16 protein-coding genes are annotated in these 16741 nt (G+C 64.8%); 12 read left to right on the top strand and 4 right to left on the bottom strand.

Annotation, left to right across the window (positions count from 1 at the left end):
* The first annotated feature begins 208 nt into the window (after nucleotides 1-208).
* Both B2790_RS10330 and B2790_RS10325 read left to right on the top strand, forming a co-directional pair.
* Nucleotides 209-3991 carry a CheR family methyltransferase gene (locus B2790_RS10330; protein ID WP_137163921.1) on the top strand — a complete coding sequence of 1261 codons (3783 nt, stop codon included), beginning with the start codon at nucleotides 209-211 and terminating at the stop codon, nucleotides 3989-3991.
* A gap of 81 nt (nucleotides 3992-4072) precedes the next feature.
* Nucleotides 4073-4471 carry an NUDIX hydrolase gene (locus B2790_RS10325; protein ID WP_196181506.1) on the top strand — a complete coding sequence of 133 codons (399 nt, stop codon included), beginning with the start codon at nucleotides 4073-4075 and terminating at the stop codon, nucleotides 4469-4471.
* A 166-nt stretch (nucleotides 4472-4637) separates the two neighbouring features.
* Here the strand turns inward: B2790_RS10325 and B2790_RS10320 are convergent, their stop codons facing one another.
* Both B2790_RS10320 and B2790_RS10315 read right to left on the bottom strand, forming a co-directional pair.
* Nucleotides 4638-5189 carry an ATP-dependent Clp protease proteolytic subunit gene (locus B2790_RS10320; protein WP_025339098.1) on the bottom strand — a complete coding sequence of 184 codons (552 nt, stop codon included), beginning with the start codon at nucleotides 5187-5189 and terminating at the stop codon, nucleotides 4638-4640.
* Nucleotides 5190-5211: 22 nt separating this feature from the next.
* Nucleotides 5212-5586 (bottom strand): low affinity iron permease family protein, encoded by a 375-nt coding sequence (locus B2790_RS10315; protein WP_025339097.1) that lies wholly within the window; start codon nucleotides 5584-5586, stop codon nucleotides 5212-5214.
* Nucleotides 5587-5752: 166 nt separating this feature from the next.
* Here B2790_RS10315 and B2790_RS10310 point away from each other — a divergent pair, with 166 nt between their 5' ends.
* From B2790_RS10310 to B2790_RS10290, 5 genes are read left to right on the top strand one after another with little or no spacing between them, the layout of a single operon-like run.
* Complete coding sequence (locus B2790_RS10310) at nucleotides 5753-6670, top strand: DUF72 domain-containing protein (RefSeq protein WP_286918776.1); 918 nt, start codon at nucleotides 5753-5755, stop codon at nucleotides 6668-6670.
* Nucleotides 6667-7452, top strand: a complete 786-nt coding sequence (locus B2790_RS10305; RefSeq protein WP_286918775.1) for an endonuclease/exonuclease/phosphatase family protein — start codon at nucleotides 6667-6669, stop codon at nucleotides 7450-7452. Before B2790_RS10310 ends, B2790_RS10305 begins: the two co-directional genes overlap by 4 nt.
* A complete protein-coding gene (gene clsB, locus B2790_RS10300; protein ID WP_286918774.1) occupies nucleotides 7449-8651 on the top strand; it encodes a cardiolipin synthase ClsB in 1203 nt (400 codons plus the stop codon). Before B2790_RS10305 ends, clsB begins: the two co-directional genes overlap by 4 nt.
* On the top strand, nucleotides 8651-9598 hold the full coding sequence (locus B2790_RS10295; protein WP_286918773.1) for a lysylphosphatidylglycerol synthase domain-containing protein: 948 nt from the start codon (nucleotides 8651-8653) through the stop codon (nucleotides 9596-9598). The genes clsB and B2790_RS10295 overlap by 1 nt, the downstream gene beginning before the upstream one ends.
* 34 nt (nucleotides 9599-9632) lie before the next feature.
* Nucleotides 9633-10061 (top strand): hypothetical protein, encoded by a 429-nt coding sequence (locus B2790_RS10290; RefSeq protein ID WP_025339092.1) that lies wholly within the window; start codon nucleotides 9633-9635, stop codon nucleotides 10059-10061.
* A gap of 179 nt (nucleotides 10062-10240) precedes the next feature.
* Here the strand turns inward: B2790_RS10290 and B2790_RS10285 are convergent, their stop codons facing one another.
* Together B2790_RS10285 and B2790_RS10280 are read right to left on the bottom strand one after the other, a co-directional pair.
* On the bottom strand, nucleotides 10241-10465 hold the full coding sequence (locus B2790_RS10285; RefSeq protein ID WP_025339091.1) for a metallothionein: 225 nt from the start codon (nucleotides 10463-10465) through the stop codon (nucleotides 10241-10243).
* The gene (locus tag B2790_RS10280) at nucleotides 10462-10926 is read right to left on the bottom strand and encodes a phosphotransferase system, HPr-related protein (RefSeq protein ID WP_085589667.1); all 465 of its coding nucleotides are present in this window, start codon (nucleotides 10924-10926) and stop codon (nucleotides 10462-10464) included. Before B2790_RS10280 ends, B2790_RS10285 begins: the two co-directional genes overlap by 4 nt.
* Before the next feature lie 128 nt (nucleotides 10927-11054).
* Here B2790_RS10280 and ligD point away from each other — a divergent pair, with 128 nt between their 5' ends.
* Genes ligD through B2790_RS10255 form a run of 5 tightly spaced genes read left to right on the top strand, consistent with a single transcriptional unit; the run spans nucleotide 11055 to nucleotide 16664 of the window.
* Nucleotides 11055-13547, top strand: a complete 2493-nt coding sequence (gene ligD / locus B2790_RS10275) for a DNA ligase D (protein WP_286918772.1) — start codon at nucleotides 11055-11057, stop codon at nucleotides 13545-13547.
* A 54-nt stretch (nucleotides 13548-13601) separates the two neighbouring features.
* On the top strand, nucleotides 13602-14645 hold the full coding sequence (locus tag B2790_RS10270) for an acyl-CoA dehydrogenase family protein (protein ID WP_286918771.1): 1044 nt from the start codon (nucleotides 13602-13604) through the stop codon (nucleotides 14643-14645).
* Nucleotides 14642-15397: a PIG-L deacetylase family protein gene (locus B2790_RS10265; RefSeq protein ID WP_025339087.1), complete on the top strand. Its 756-nt coding sequence runs from the start codon at nucleotides 14642-14644 to the stop codon at nucleotides 15395-15397. The genes B2790_RS10270 and B2790_RS10265 overlap by 4 nt, the downstream gene beginning before the upstream one ends.
* A gap of 11 nt (nucleotides 15398-15408) precedes the next feature.
* Nucleotides 15409-16008 (top strand): class I SAM-dependent methyltransferase, encoded by a 600-nt coding sequence (locus B2790_RS10260; protein ID WP_286918770.1) that lies wholly within the window; start codon nucleotides 15409-15411, stop codon nucleotides 16006-16008.
* The gene (locus B2790_RS10255; RefSeq protein ID WP_075045215.1) at nucleotides 16005-16664 is read left to right on the top strand and encodes a glycosyltransferase; all 660 of its coding nucleotides are present in this window, start codon (nucleotides 16005-16007) and stop codon (nucleotides 16662-16664) included. Before B2790_RS10260 ends, B2790_RS10255 begins: the two co-directional genes overlap by 4 nt.
* The last annotated feature ends 77 nt before the right edge of the window (nucleotides 16665-16741 follow it).

The raw sequence follows: 16741 nt of genomic DNA, 5'->3' as shown, positions 1-16741 counted from the left end.
ACACAGTCTGCTCAATGGTTTTGCCGGCAACTGACCAGTGGCACCAAACATGGGGCGGCAAAAGGTTTGCGTGGCGGAAGCAAGCGGGTCGCACTTTCCTTCGCAAGCAGAGGTCTCAATAACATGGCGACGGCCTATAATCCCGCCACACACACGCCCGATGATGCTGCTAAGGGCGGAACGTTCCGGTCTGCACAAGGCTCCGTCCATGAAGTCGTCCCCCAAGCAACCTGCCTCGCCCCAGAACCCGGCGCTCAGCCCCAGCCACCTGGATTTCCCGGTGGTGGGCATCGGTGCATCGGCGGGCGGCCTGGAAGCGATCTGTACGCTGTTCCGGCAAATGCCCAGCGACTGCGGCATGGCCTTCGTCGTGGTCCTGCACCTGTCCCCCGACCACCAGAGCGTTGCCGACCGCATCATCCAGGAGACCACGCAAATGCCGGTGCGCCAGGTGACCGAGCCGGTGCCCATCGAGCGCAACCACATCTACGTGATTTCACCGGCCAATCGCCTGTCCACCAACGATGGCTACCTGCGCGTGACCCCGGCCAACCGGCGCCGTGGCGACCACGTGGCCATCGACCTGTTCTTCCGTGACCTGGCTGACGTGCACAAAGACCACGCCTTCTGCGTGGTGTTGTCCGGCACCGGTGCCGACGGCGCCGTGGGCCTTTCGCGGATCAAGGAGCAAGGCGGTGTGACCCTGGCGCAAACCCCGGACGACGCTCAATACGACAGCATGCCCCGCGCTGCCATCGAGACCGGCATGGTCGACCTGGTGCTGCCGGCGGCAGAAATGCCGCAGAAGCTGCTGGAGCTGTGGCGCAATGCCCGCCAGGTTCGGCTCCCGGAAATAGAGGACGACACCCTGCCACCAGCCTTGGGCACCCGCGCAGGCGATGCCCAGGCCTGCGAGCCGATGCTCGAGGAGATACTGCTGCAATTGCGCAGCAATACCGGCCACGACTTCCAGCACTACAAGCGCGCCACGGTGCTACGGCGCATCGAGCGCCGCCTGCATGTGACCGGCCAGGCAGACCTGGCGGCCTACCTGCATTACCTGGAACAGCACCCTGCAGAATCCAGGGCGCTGCTGGCTGACATGCTGATTGGCGTGACCAATTTCTTCCGCGATCGCGAAGCCTTCGAAGCCCTGGAGCGCCATGTGCTGCCGCAGCTGGCCTGCGAACGCGACCCGGCCGAGGGCGCGGACGAGATCCGCGTGTGGTCGGCCGGCTGCTCCACCGGCGAAGAGGCTTACAGCCTGGCCATTTTGGTTTGCGAGCAGCTGGCACTTGAGCAGCGCTCGTGCAAGGTTCAGGTGTTCGCCACCGATCTGGACGAACGCGCCATCGGCATCGCCCGCAGCGGCTCCTACCCCGAAGCGATCGTCACCGACGTGCCGCCCAGCCGGCTGCGCCAGTTCTTCATCAAGGAAGACCAGCATTACCGGGTGCGCAAGGAGGTTCGCGAAAAGGTGCTGTTCGCCCGGCATAACCTGCTGTCGGACCCACCGTTCTCGCAGATCGACCTGATTGTCTGCCGCAACCTGCTGATCTACCTGGACCGCGAGGTGCAGCGTGACATCCTGCAGATGTTCCACTTCGCCCTGCGCCCGGGTGGCTACCTGTTCCTCGGTTCGTCCGAGTCGGCCGACGTGGCCAATGAACTGTTCGCCCCGGTGGACAAGCGCAACCGCATTTTCCGCGCACTCGATGCCAGCAATACCGGCCACCGTTCCGGCCGCCAGCTGCCCGGTACTTCGGCCGCCAGCATGCCGCAGGATGTGCTGGCCAAGGCCAAGCCGGGGCGCAAGCCATCCTTCGCCGACCTGCACTACCGCGCCCTGGCGCGCCGCATGCCGCCCAGCCTGATCGTCGATATCGACGGCAATATCCTGCACATGAGCGAAGGCGTGGGGCGTTTCCTGCAACTGGCCGGTGGCGAACCGAGCCGCAGCCTGCTGAACCTGGTGCTGCCGCCCCTGCGCCTGGCCCTGCGCAGCACCTTGTTCCAGGCGCGTCAGGGGACCGAGGCGGTGACCTCGCGCCCTGTCGACCTGGCGGAAACCATGGGCAAACTGCAGGTGGAGATCACCGTGCAGCCGTACAAGGACGAACTCGGTGCCAGCGATTGCCTGCTGGTGGTGTTCGAGGAGCGCGCGCCCGACCCGTCCCTGCCGTTGCCCGGCGTCATCCGGCAGACTGACAGCATGGTCCTGCACAACCTCGAACGTGAACTGCAGCGCACTCGCCTGCAGCTGCAGGAAACCATCGAGCAGTCCGAGGTCTCCAGCGAGGAGCTGACGGCTTCCAACGAAGAGATGCAGGCCATCAACGAAGAGTTGCGTTCGGCCAGCGAAGAACTGGAAACCAGCAAGGAAGAGCTGCAGTCGATCAACGAGGAACTGCTCACGGTCAACTACGAGCTGAAGAACAAGGTCGAGGAAACCGACAAGGTCAACGACTACCTCAGCAACCTGATCGCTTGCACCGAGATCGCCACGGTGTTCGTCGACCGCAACCTGCATATTCGCTGGTTCACGCCGCGCGCCGCCGACCTGTTCAATATCCTGCCAGTCGATACCGGCCGCTCCCTGCTCGACATCACCCACCGCCTGGATTACCCGGCACTGGCCGACGATGCCCGCGCGGTGGCCCAGGGCGAGGCCATCATCGAGCGTGAAATCGGTGGCCAGGGTGATCACTGGTACCTGGCGCGCCTGCTGCCCTACCGCTCCAGCGAGCAGAAAATCGACGGCACGGTGCTTACCTTCATCGACATCAGCAGCAGCCATGCCGCCGAAGAGCGCGTGCGCCTGGGCGAAGAGCGCCTTAGCAAGCAATTGGCCGAGACGCAGAGCACCAGCCACATGAAGGACGAGTTCTTCGCCGTCATGTCCCATGAACTCAAGCACCCGCTCAACCTGATCCAGCTCAATGCCGAGATCCTGCGCCGCCTGCCGTCGCTGAGGAACATCAGTGCAGCGAGCAAGGCCGTTGGTACCATCTGTGATGCGGTAACCAGTCAGGCGCGGATCATCGACGACCTGCTGGATGTGGCGCGCATTCGCACTGGCAAGCTCAAACTCAAGACCGAACCGGTGGACCTGCTGGCCCTCCTGCAGGGCATCCATGACGTGGTATCAAGCGAGCAACACCCCTGCCCGGTTCGCCTGGAGCTGCCCGCCGACAACCTGCCGATGATGATCGAGGGTGATGTTACCCGTCTGGAGCAGATCATCTGGAACCTGCTGAACAACGCGCTGAAGTTCAGCCCGGCGGGCAACGAGATACGCCTGGTGCTGAGCCACGACGAGGATAGCGCACGCCTGCAAGTGATCGACCATGGCGTGGGCCTGAGCCACGACAGCCTCGAGCATATCTTCGACCTGTTCAGGCAGGCTGCGCCGCAGCAGGCCAGCCACAGCCGAGAAGGCCTGGGCATCGGCCTGTCGCTGGTACGGCAACTGGTCGAGGCCCATGGCGGTAAAGTGCGCGCGGCATCACCGGGGCTTGGGCTGGGCTGCACCTTTACGGTCACCCTGCCCCTTTGCGATACGCAGTGCCCGCAGCGTATACAGGGCTCGGAGCCGCTGAGCGTGGGCCGCCTGGATGGAATTCGCGTGTTGCTGGTGGATGACTCTGTAGAGGTGTTGGCGGTAATGCAGGAGCTGCTGGAAATGGAGAGTGCCAGCGTCAATGCCTTCAGCAAGCCACGTGAGGCCCTGGATGCCGCTGCGGGTGCGGAATACGACATCATCCTCTCGGATATCGGCATGCCGATAATGGACGGCCATGCGTTGATCAAGGCCCTGCGCGGCTACCCGCACCTGCGCCATACCCCGGCCATCGCCCTGACCGGCTATGGTGCCAGCGCCGACCAGCACAAGTCGCGCCAGTCAGGCTTCGACCGGCACCTGAACAAGCCGGTGGGCTATGACGAACTGGTGGAGGCCATCGAGGCGCTGAGCGGCTCGGTGCCTTACTGACCGTTGGTCGCTTTAAACGCAACGTTCATTGCTGCCGGGGGCCGAATCTACATGGAATGAGGGATTCGCCCAGGAGCCTGAATGAAGCCAGTCAAGCATCGCGCCACCATTATCTGCCGGCATGGCAAACAAACCCATAAATGGTTGTGGGTGAGAAAGCCCAACGCCGCCTGGACCCTGCCCGGCGGCAAGATAGAGCCCGGCGAGACGCCGGTGCAGGCAGCGGAGCGTGAATTGCTTGAGGAAACCGGGTTGCAGGCAGAATCGCTGACCCTGTTGATGCGTCATGAAGCGGCAGAGCGCATGCATTATGTGTTCGAGGCGGAGTTCGCCGACGCCCCGCACCCCAAGGCGCTGCATGAAATTGCCGATTGCCGGTTCGCTCACCCGGACCAGGTGCCCATGCTCAAGGACGAGATCAAGCTGCTGATCCGCTCGTTGCTGGCCTGTGACCGGGCTACGGCGGCGTCAGTGAGGTAGACCTTCTTCACCTGTGCCGGCCCATTCGCGGGCTTGCCCGCTCCCACAGGTTCGGTGGAATGCCTGTGGGAGCGGGCAAGCCCCCACAGGTGCTCCACCGCTTCTGAGGCATGTGCTGAACCTGTGGGAGCGGGCATGCCCGCGAAGAGGCCGGTACAGGAATCCGCTAGGCATGCACGCTCCACTGACACGCCTCGGCCTCGATCGGCATTTCGTCAATGGCATGGATCATCCCGTTCGCCAATGCCTCCCGGGGCCCGAGTATCCGCGGGTAGGCCATCAGATACCGCGGTACATCCAGCACCTCGTCCGCCCCTTCGGTCCGCTCGGCGACGATCTGTGCATACAGGCGCAGGTCATAGTCCAGGCTCATCGCATATTCGGCCATGCGTGAGTGGTCGACCGAGCCATGCAAGGTCCAGTGGAACGGATGGAACAGGAACTTGCTGTAACTGCATGCCGTGCGCCGATCCCCGGCCAGGAACAGGATGTTGCCCATGGATTCCACCGTGCCGAGGTTGTGGGTATGCACCTCGACCGGTAACGCCCGCAGGAAGTTGTACAAGGTAAACCCGTAGCTGCACTCGCCGCCCATGGTGGCGATGTTCAGTTGCAGGACTTCGGCCCCCTGCTGCAACGCCCGCGAACAGGTGTTGATCAGGTTGCCGCAGGTGGATGAATTGATAGGCCCGGTGAAGTGGACGATATGTCTGGCCATGCTTGCCTCCAGGGTTGGCAGGTCATTCCTTGGGTTTCTGCGCATCGTCACCCTGCCCGGCCATCTGCCGGTACTGCTTGCGCAGGGCATGCAGCTCGGCCGGGTCCATGTCTTCCAGGTCCAGCAGCGCCTTGTGCGCCTGTTGGGTGGTGCGCAACAGCTCATCGATCTTGATGTGCAGCTCGTCGTTGTCGCGGTTCTGGGTGTTCTGGATCAGGAACACCATGAGGAAGGTGATGATGGTGGTCGAGGTGTTGATCACCAGTTGCCAGGTGTCGTTGAAGCCGAACAGCGGCCCGGTCACTGCCCAGATCAGGATCAGCAGGCAGGCGATGCCAAAAGTCAGCGGGCGGCCGGCCCAATTGGCCAGCCATTGGGCGAAACGGTCGAATTTCATCCTGGCGCCCTTCCTCGTAGCAGGTATGCGGTGGAAACGCCGCGGGCCGCAAAGTTCCGCGCGGCATCAGCCTTTTCCGTTGGTCAACCGTGCTGAACCCTGGCCGCTGTTGACCGGTCGCACTTTCAGAGTGACCGAACAAGGACCCGGCAATGAGGAAGGCAGCGTGAGCGATATCCGCATCGGCATCTCAGGTTGGCGCTACGGCCCGTGGCGCAAGGATTTCTACCCGAAGGGCCTGCCCCAGGACAACGAACTGGCGTTCGCTTCGCGAGCGGTCAACAGCATTGAAATCAACGGCTCGTTCTACAGCCTGCAAACACCCGAACGCTACCAGGGCTGGCATGACGAAACGCCGCCTGGCTTCGTATTCGCGGTAAAAGCCCCGCGCTACATCACCCATGTACGGCGGCTGAAGGATATCGAAGAGGCCATGGCCAATTTCTTCGCCTCCGGGCCGCTGCTGCTCGGCAAGAAGCTGGGCCCGTTCCTGTGGCAGTTTCCGCCGAACATGAAGTTCGACGAGGCCCGCTTCGCCCGTTTTCTCGAACTGCTGCCGCACAGCCGCAAGGAGGCCCGCGAATGCGCACAGGGGTGTGCGCAACACCTGAAGGACAACGGCGGCACCGATATCAAGGGCAACGCACGGCTTCGCCACGCGGTGGAAATCCGCAACGAAAGCTTTTTGTGCGAAGCCTTCATCAAGCTGCTGCGCAAGCACCGGGTAGCGCTGGTAGTGGCCGACAGTGCCGGTAAATGGCCCTATGTCGAGGACCTTACCGCCGACTTCGTGTACATGCGCCTGCATGGCGATGTCGAGCTGTACAGCAGTGGCTATACCGCCCAGGCGCTGCGGCGCTGGAAGCAGCGCATCCAGCACTGGAGCCAGGGCCGCCAGGCCGACGATGCCCAGCTGGTGGTGCCAGGGCCGCCACCGCGGCGCGCCGCCCGTGACGTCTACTGCTATTTCGACAACGACCAGAAAGTCCATGCGCCTTATGACGCCCGGCGCCTGTTGCAGAAGCTGTCGCTGGACCATGAGCTGATGACCGAGCCTGGCGTGGTGCCGGAGGTGACCCTGTGAACAGGACCCTGCCTGCCCCGCACTGCATCATCGACAAGATCACTGCCGTGCGTCGGCTGAATGTACTGACGTTGAACGTGCACAAGGGCTTCACCTTCTTCAACCGGCGCTTCATCCTGCCCGAGTTGCGCGAAGCCGTGCGCGCCACCGGCGCCGACCTGGTGTTCCTGCAGGAAGTGCACGGCAGCCACCAGCAACATGCCCTGCGCCACCCGGCCTGGCCGGATACGCCACAGTACGAGTTCCTGGCCGACAGCATGTGGCCGCAGTTCGCCTACGGCCGCAATGCCGTATACCCCCATGGCGACCACGGCAACGCGCTGCTGTCGAAATTCCCCATCAGCCGCTTCGACAACCTGGACGTCTCGGTGCAGGGCAACGAGCAGCGCGGCCTGTTGCATTGCCAGCTGGAAGTGCCTGGCCATGACCAGGTGCATGCGGTGTGCGTGCACCTGGGCTTGCGCGAGGCCCACCGGCAACGCCAGGTGAAGCTGCTGCTGGACCTGCTGGGCAGCCTGCCGCCCAAGGCCCCGGTGATCGTTGCCGGCGATTTCAACGATTGGCGGCTGAAGGCTGATGCGGTGCTGTGCGAACACCTGGTGGAAGCGTTCGGCGAGCATTTCGGCACCCCGGCACGCAGTTTCCCGGCGCGCCTGCCGCTGTTGCGCCTGGACCGCATCTACCTGCGCAACGCCATGCCCGGCACGGCCCAGGTGCTGTCCATGTACCCGTGGTCGCACCTTTCCGACCACGCCCCTCTGGCTTCGGAGATCAAACTGTGAACCGACCCTGGGTAGACGGCAACAGCGTGCAGTTGCTGATCAATGGCGAGCAATACTACCCCCGCGTGTTCGAGGCCATGGCCCAGGCACGGGAGGAAATCCTGTTGGAGACCTTCATCATCTTCGATGACAAGGTTGGCCAGCAATTGCAGCAGGTGCTGATCGATGCCGCCCGCCGCGGCGTGCGTGTCGAAGTGGCCGTGGATGGGTACGGCACGGCCGACCTGCCCGACTCCTTCATTGCGGCCATGACCGATGCCGGGGTCAGTTTCCACGCCTTCGACCCGCAGCCGCGGCTGGTGGGCATGCGCACCAACCTGTTCCGGCGCCTGCACCGCAAGATAGTGGTGGTCGATGGCGAGCGGGCCTTCATTGGCGGCATCAACTACAGCGCCGACCATTTGGGCGACTTTGGTCCCATGGCCAAGCAGGACTATGCCGTGGAGGTCGTCGGCCCAGTGGTGGCACAGGTTCATGCCGCCAGCAAGCGCCTGATGTCACCGGTGCTGCAGCCGCCCAGCGCGGTAAGGCCATTGACCGAGCCTGCCGGTACCTGCACCGCCGTGCTGGTCGAGCGCGACAACAAGGTGCGCAGCACCGATATCGAGGCCCACTACCTGCAGGCGTTTCGCAGTGCCCGGCGGCGCATCGTGGTGGCCAATGCGTATTTCTTCCCGGGCTACCGGCTGATGCGTGAATTGCGCAATGCGTCCCGGCGCGGCGTGGAGGTTCGGCTGATCCTGCAGGGCCAGCCAGACATGCGCTGGGTACGGGCGCTGTCGCGGCTGCTCTACAACTACCTGCTGCGCGACGGTGTGGCCATTCACGAGTATTGCCAACGGCCGCTGCACGGCAAGGTGGCGCTGGTGGATGATGAGTGGGCCACGGTCGGCTCCAGCAACCTGGACCCGCTCAGCCTGTCGTTCAACCTTGAAGCCAACCTGTTCATCCGTGACCGCGCCTTCAACCAGCAGCTCAACCAGCACCTGCAGGCGCTGGCCCGCGAACAATGCAAGCCGGTCACCCTGGAACGCATGGTTCGCGGCTACTGGTGGCGGGCACCACTGATTTTCGTGTGTTTCCACGTGATCCGCCATTTCCCGCGGATTGCCGGTTGGTTCCCGGCGCACCGTCAGCACCTGCGCTCGGTGCAGCCGGAGGCCGAGGCACAGGTTGACTATCACGAGGGCAAGACCTGATGGCGCGAAAACACTGGCAAATCTGGGGCAAGCGGCTGTTCACCCTGGCATTCCTGATCCTGATCCCTGCGCTGCTGTACCTGCTGGCGCGCAACCTGGACTGGAACGAAGTGCGCCAGTCGTTGCTGGCCTACAAGCCCGGCACCCTGGCCATCGGCCTGGTGCTGGCCGGGTGCAGCTACCTGACGTTCGCCAGCTACGACCTGCTGGCCCGGGCCTACACCGGCCACCACCTGCCGGCCCGCCAAGTGTTGCCGGTTGCCTTCGTGTGCTATGCCTTCAACCTCAATTTCACCACCTGGGTGGGTGGCGTTGCCTTGCGCTACCGGCTCTACAGCCGCCTGGGTCTGGACACGGCGACCATCACGCGCATCCTCACCCTGGGCCTGCTGACCAACTGGATGGGCTACATGCTGCTGGCTGGCACAGTGTTCGCCTTGCGCCTGGTCGAGCTGCCCGCCAACTGGGCGGTCGGCGCCAGCGGCCTGCAACTGATCGGCCTGGTATTGCTGGCGATTGCCGCAGGCTACTTGCTGGCCTGTGGTTTCGCCAAAAAGCGCACCTGGCGCTGGCGCGACCATGAGGTAACGCTGCCGTCGCTGCGCCTGGCGCTGTGCCAGGTGGTACTGGGTGCCAGCAACTGGGCGCTGATGGCACTGCTGATCTTCTGGTTGCTGCCTGGCGAAGCCTTCTACCCGTCGATACTTGGCATCCTGCTGATCAGTTGCGTGGCTGGTGTGGTCGCGCATATCCCGGCCGGGCTGGGTGTGCTGGAAACGGTGTTCCTGGCCCTGCTGCATGGGCAGATTGCCCAGGGCACACTGGTGGCGGCCCTGCTGGGTTACCGCACGCTGTACTACCTGGTGCCGCTGTTGCTGGCGGTGCTGACCTACCTGATCCTGGAGAAACGCGCCAAGGCCATGCGCCGGCGCGACAAGCCTGCCTAGACCTATCGAGGGCCAGTGGCCCGGGAGGTGGCAAATGCGTGGCGCTGTCTTGAAGCCGATGTTGATACTGATGGTGGCGAGCCTGGTCAGCGGCCAGGCCCTGGCCGAAGCCTGCAACGTGCTTACCCGCTCCTCCAGCGAGGCGGTAACGCCGGTGGAGCGGCACAGCTGCTACAGCTACAGCAACCTGCCCGCCGAAGCGATCAACTGGTCATGCAGCAACGAGAGCAAGGACATGCTCAACAGCGAAAAGCACAAGGTCGCGCGTTGTGCGGATGGCAGCGTCGGCAGTTGCATCGCGCCGTTGACCCAGGAGGCATTGGCCAACCCCAAGGCAGCTGGCGGTGACAAGCCGGCGTTGCCCAAGGATGCACGGGTGATCACCTACTACTACGACACCCCCAGCCTGGGCCAGGCCCGCACCGATTGCGAGCGTAGCAACGGCATCTGGCAGACTCACTGAGCCAACTGTATTGCCTGCTCGGGCCCTATCGCCGGCAAGCCAGCTCTCATAGAACTGCACATAACTCTTTGAATTAGCAGGGACCCTGTGGGAGCTGGCTTGCCGGCGATAGGGCCAGAACAGGCATCCACGGCAGTTGCATCAAATAATGATGTCCTGGCCGCGAGGCCCCTCAGGCTTCAGGGCGAAATCGGGTCACTCGCCGGGAAGGTCTCGTCCAGCGCATTGTCCACCGCGCTTTCCCCGGTCTTTTCGCCACAGTGGCAATCAGGCATCCGGCACGGCTCGCCATTGCGATGCCCGCTGGCACAGGCCTCGCAGCAATACACCTTGCCTTCGAGCTGCAAGGCATTGGCATCCACGGTGCAGGAACAATGCGCACAGGCACAACGTACCTCGTTCATGGCTTGCTCTCCTCGTCATCGATCACATCATCGGCCCAAGGCTCTCCATCCAGCGGCGCGGAGCGGGCCAGTTCGGCTTCGTCCAGGCCTATGCCGCCGCCAATCTCGTTGGCCTCTACCCGCCTCAGGGTCTTGTCTGCAGGGCCGCCGCTGCCGCCCGGTTCATGCGGGTCGCGGGCACCGGTTTCATCCAGCAAGGTGTCCGGGCTCAGGTCGTCGTAAGTGACGTTGTCCTCGTGCAGGCTGTCGCTCAACGCCTCGCCGCCGGTCATGCCGCTTTCGGCCACGCGCCGCGGTGGGAACTCGCGGGCCACGTCCGCGGCCGGTCGCTCGTCACCCACACGCCCCTCGCGTTCATCCAGGCGCTCGTCGAAGTCCAGTTCATGCACGCTGCCCATGCGGTCTTCGGTGTCGTCGATTTCAGTGGGGGTATACGGCTTCGGTTCATCTGCTCGGGCCATGTGCGTTCTCCGTCAGGTGGCTTCATTCGGTCGACTGCACCAGCTGCTGGAAGATTCAGAGTTTTTTTGAACTACCGCCCGGGCCGCTGCCTCCCAGATTAGAGACTGCGAACCGCCCGGAGCCCGCCATGGCCAAGCCCCTGCAGGAATATGCGCGCAAGCGCGACTTCAATGCCACGCCCGAGCCCAGCGGCAAGCGCAGCCGTGGCAAGCGGGCCCACGCGCTGCAGTTCTGCATCCAGAAGCACGATGCCAGCCACCTGCACTACGACTTCCGCCTGGAGCTCGATGGCACGCTGAAAAGCTGGGCCATCCCCAAAGGGCCGTCGCTGGACCCCAAGGTGCGCCGCCTGGCCGTGCACGTGGAGGACCACCCGCTGGACTACGCCGACTTCGAAGGCCATATCCCCGAAGGCCATTACGGCGCGGGCGACGTGATCGTGTGGGACCGGGGCATCTGGGAGCCCGAAGGCGATGCGCGTGAGGCCTATGCCAAGGGCAAGCTGCGTTTTCGCCTGCAAGGCGAAAAGCTCGGCGGTGTATGGAACTTGTTCCGCACCCACCTGGCCGGCAAGAAGGAGCAGTGGATGCTGGTCAAGTCGCACGACAGCCAGGCGCGCAGCGAAGCCGACTACAGCATCGTCGACGCCCAGCCCGACAGCGTGCTCAGCGACCGCACGCTGGTGCCGCGCAAGCCGGCAGCAAAAAAGGCCGCCGCGCCACGTCGCAAAACCGCCAGCAAAGGCCGGAAGGTGCCGTTGCCGGCACAGCTGCAGCCACAACTGGCGACCTTGGTCGACTCCCCGCCCAGTGGCGACTGGCGTTACGAGGTGAAGTTCGACGGTTACCGCATCCTTGCCCGCATCGACGGTGATGACGTGCGCCTGTTCACCCGCAATGGCCATGACTGGAGCGGCAAGATGCCCAGGCAGGTTGCCGCCTTGCGTGCGCTGGGCCTCGATTCGGCCTGGCTCGATGGCGAGGTGGTGGTGGCTGGCGAAGACGGCACGGCGGACTTCCAGGCGCTGCAGAACGCTTTCGACACCGAGCATGACGAGCACATCACCTATTACCTGTTCGACCTGCCCTTCCTGGGCGGCCAGGACCTGCGTCAGTTACCGCTGCAGGACCGGCGCAACACTTTGCAGCAGTTGCTGGAACACAACGAATCGGACGTACTCAAGTACTCCGCCGACTTTGACCAGCCCGTCGAATCCCTGCTCGACAGCGCCTGCCGGCTGCAACTCGAAGGCCTGATCGGAAAGCGCGTCGACAGCCCCTACAGCGGCCGCCGCAGCCCCGACTGGATCAAGCTCAAGTGCAAGCAGCGCCAGGAGTTCGTGATCGTCGGCTACACCGACCCCAAAGGCAGCCGCAGCGGTTTCGGCGCCCTGCTGCTGGCCTTGCACGACAACGACAGCGGCGAGTTGCGCTATGCCGGCAAGGTCGGCACCGGCTTCAGTGCAACCACGCTGGCCAGCATCCATGCCCGGCTGAAACCGTTGGAAATCGCCGGGCCGGCCCTGCCCAACCCGCCTACCGGGGCCGAAGCCCGGGGCGTGCACTGGCTGAAACCGCAACTGCTGGCCGAAGTCGCCTATGCCCAGATGACCCGTGACGGCATCGTGCGCCACTCGGTGTTTCACGGCCTGCGCGATGACAAACCGGCTACCGCCATCGACCTGGAGCGCAGCATGCCCGCCAAGACCCTGCCCAAGCGCAAGCAGGCCAAGGCCCCCGAGGCCTTGGGCGAGCTGCGCCTGACCCACCCCGAGCGGGTGGTCGACGCCACCAGCGGCGTTACCAAGCGTGAGGTCGCCGAGTACTACGCCGCCGTCAGCCAGTGGATACTGCCCCAGCTCGAGCACCGCCCGGTGGCGCTGGTGCGCGCGCCGGATGGCCTGGCCGGGGAGCTGTTCTTCCAGAAGAACGCCGGCCAACTGCATCTGCCCAACGTGCTCAGCTACGACAAGGCCGAGGCCGGCCAGGCGGCAATGGTCGTCAACCGCGCCGACACCTTGCTGGGTGCCGTGCAGATGAACATGATCGAGCTGCACACCTGGAACGCCACCGACAAGGACTTCGACAAGCCCGACCGCTTCGTCCTCGACCTCGACCCGGACCCGGCGCTGCCGTGGAAGGCCATGCTCGAAGCGACCCAACTGGCCCTGACGCTGCTGGATGAACTGGGCTTGAAGGTGTTTCTAAAGACCAGTGGCGGCAAAGGCATGCACCTGGTCGTGCCCCTGACCCGGCGGGCCAGCTGGGATGAAGTCAAGGCGTTCAGCCACGGCATCGTCGATTACCTGGCCAGGCTGTTCCCCGACAGGCTCAGTGCCGTATCCGGGCCCAAGAATCGCATCGGGCGCATCTTCATCGACTACCTGCGCAACGGCAAGGGCGCGACCACCGCCTGCGCCTATACCCTGCGCGCCCGCGAAGGCCTGCCGGTATCCGTGCCGATCTGGCGCGAGGAGCTGCCGCAACTCAAGGGCGCCAACCAGTGGAACATCGGCAACGTGCTTGAACGCCTGGGCGAGGTGGACGACCCCTGGGCGGAGTATGGCAAGACAAGGCAATCGATCACCGTGGGCATGCGCAAGCAGCTGGGGCTGGCCTGATGACGGCTTGCCTCCAGCACTACGCCCGCAGTGCCTCACCAAGGAGCCGAGCCCATGAGCATCGTCCAGGATTTTGACCTGACCAACCTCGATCGCCTGCTGCGAGCCTTCAGCGAGCGGCAGCAACCGCTCAACCTGGATACCCAGTTGCCGCAGCTGATCCAGGCGCTGCAAGCCGACCACCTCGACCTGCTGCCCCTGCCCGGCCAGGGCAATACGCTACGGCGCTGGCAAACCCTGGCCCGGGTGGCAGGCTGTGACCTCGCCTTGGCCAAGCTGTACGAGGGCCACACCGACGCGTTGGCGATCCTTGCCGAATGCGCTGCGGCGCACCACGCTGCCGAGGGTATATGGGGCGTGTGGGCCGCCGAACCGCCGGATGCCCGCGCCTGCATCGTCGCCCGAGATGGCGACCAGGTCCGCCTGGAGGGTCGCAAGGCCTGGTGTTCGGGCGCACTGCAGATCGACCGGGCGCTGGTCACGGCCTGGGACCAGCACGACCAGCCCCAGTTGGTGGCCATCGAACTGTCCCATCCCAGCCAGGGCCTTGCCATAGACCGCTGGCAGGCCATCGGCATGGCCACCACCGCCAGTGTCGAAGTCGAATTCCACCATACCCCTGGCATCGCCATCGGCCGCCCCGGGCAATACCTGTCACGCCCCGGGTTCTGGCATGGCGGCGCTGGCATTGCGGCCTGCTGGTACGGCGCCGCCGAAGCCCTGGCCGATTACCTGCGCGAACACTGCCGCAACCCCCGCCTCGACCCACATGCCGATGCTCACCTGGGCGCGGTCGACGCCGCCCTGTACGGCGCCAGGGCGGCACTGCGCGAATGCGCGGCGTGGATCGACCGCCAGCCAGGCGCAGATGCCAGCTTCGAAGTGCGCCGCACCCGCGCCCAGGTGGAACAGGCCGTGGAGCAGGTGATCCACCACGTCGGCCGGGCGCTGGGCGCCACGCCTTTCTGTCGCGACAACCACTTTGCCCGGCTGAGCGCCGACTTGCCGGTGTTCCTGCGCCAGAGCCATGCCGAGCGCGACCTGGCGGCGCTCGGCGAGCAGTTGGCACAACGGCCGGCGGGAGTCTGGCAGCTATGAGGCAGAACCTGATCCAGGCGAACAGCGGTACGCCGTGGGCGGCCTGGCAGCAGGCCGCGCACCTGGCCAGGGCCACCTGGATCACCCCGCAGCAGCTGTGCCCGCCAGGCCGCCGCCTGGTACTGCTGGCTCCGCACCCCGATGATGAAATTCTCATGGCCGGCGGGCTGCTGGCGGGCTTTCATGGCCGGGAAGACGACCTGGTGCTGATCTCCGCCACCGATGGTGAAGCCAGCCACCCCGGCTCTACCCACTGGAGCGAACACCGCCTGCGCCGGCAAAGGCCGCTGGAAAGCCGCCATGCGCTGCAACAGCTTGACCTCGACCTCGGCCGCCTGGACTGGCGGCGGCTCCACCTCAAAGACGGCGCGTTGCCACGTGACGAGGCGTTTCTGCTCAACCACCTGAGCCAGTTGCTCAGGCCTGACGACCTGCTGATGGCCACCTGGAGCGGCGATGGCCACTGTGACCACGAGGCAGTGGGCCGGGCTGCGGCGCAGGCGGCGCGGATGCGCAAGGTGCAATGCCTGGAGGTACCCGTGTGGGCCTGGCACTGGGCGCAACCGGATGACCCGCGCCTGCCTTGGCCGCGGGCCCACCGCATCCAGCTGGACGAGGCCAGCCTGGCCCGCAAGCGCAAGGCCCTGGCCGCCCATGTCAGCCAACTGGAGCCGGATGGCCAGCGCCCGCCCGTACTGCCGCCGAACTTGCTGGATTGTCTGCTGCAACCTTTCGAACTGGTGTTCCTGTAAATGGAGTTGTCATGAGCCTCGACCCACAGTATTTCGCCGACCTGTACGCCACCAGTGAAGACCCTTGGGCCTTTCGCACCCGCTGGTACGAAAAGCGCAAGCGCGAGCTGGTCATGGCCAGCCTGCCGCGCCAGTGCTACCAGCGCGTGTTCGAGCCGGCTTGCGCCAATGGCGAGCTCAGCGCCTTGTTGGCCGAGCGTTGTGCCAACCTGTTGTGCCAGGACCTGGACCCTACTGCGGTAGCGTTGGCCGGTGAACGCTTGGCTGGACTGAGCAATGTCTCGGTGGAACTGGCGCGGCTGCCCTCGGACTGGCCGCATGGGCATTTCGACCTGATCGTGCTGAGCGAGGTGGGTTACTACCTCGACCCGACCGACTGGTTGCAGGTGATCGAACAGTCGGTGGCCAGCCTGACCTACGACGGTGGGCTGCTGGTCTGCCACTGGAAGCATCCCATCGCCGGCTGCCCGCAGGACGGGCGTGAAGTGCACCGCATGCTGGCCCGGCACCTGCCGCTGTATCTGCAGTTCCAGCATGACGAGGCGGACTTCGTGCTGGAGTACTGGGCCTCTCAGCCCAGCGTGGTCGACCTCGACGAGACCTGCCCATGATTGCCGTGGTGATCCCGGCCCACAACGAGGCCCGACGCCTTGGGCGCTGCCTGCGGGCAGTACTGGCTGCCGCCCTGCAGGCGCAGCAGGCGGGGCACCAGGTGGAGGTGCTGGTGGTGCTGGACCGCTGCAGCGATGGCAGCGCCGCCGTGGCAAGGCGTTTCGGTGTACAGGTGCTGACGGTGGATGCCGGCAACGTCGGTATGGCCCGCCGCGTGGGCGCGGCATACATGGTCGAGCGCGGCGCGCAGTGGCTGGCCTGCACCGATGCCGACAGCCGTGTGCCAGCGCACTGGCTGCTGTCGCAACTGGCCTGCGGGGCCGAGGTGGTGTGCGGCACGGTGCACGTCGAGTACTGGCAACCCTGGCAGACAGCGGCCTTGCGCAAGCTGTACCACAGCCGTTACCAGGCACGTGAGGGGCATCGGCATGTGCATGGGGCCAATCTGGGGGTGTGTGCCGACGCCTATGATCGGGTGGGCGGCTTCCAGCCCCTGGCGGCGCATGAGGATGTGCAACTGGTCAGCGACCTGCAGGCCAGTGGTGCGCAGATTGTATGGACCGCCAGACATAGCGTGGCCACCAGCAGCCGGCGCGACAGCCGCGCCCGCGAAGGGTTTGGCGATTATCTGGCGGGGTTGCAGACGCAGGTTTGATGAGGCTTGTGTTCGCGTACGCATTTTGGGGCCGCTTTGCGGCCCTTCGCGGGCTTGCCCGCTCCCACAGGAACCGT

Origin of the sequence: Pseudomonas sp. UBA6753 (assembly GCF_002453565.1) — a bacterium.
In the GTDB taxonomy this organism is placed as follows: domain Bacteria; phylum Pseudomonadota; class Gammaproteobacteria; order Pseudomonadales; family Pseudomonadaceae; genus Aquipseudomonas; species Aquipseudomonas putida_Z.
Note: the sequence above shows the minus strand (reverse complement) of the source record. Positions and strands in the feature narration are given on the sequence as shown.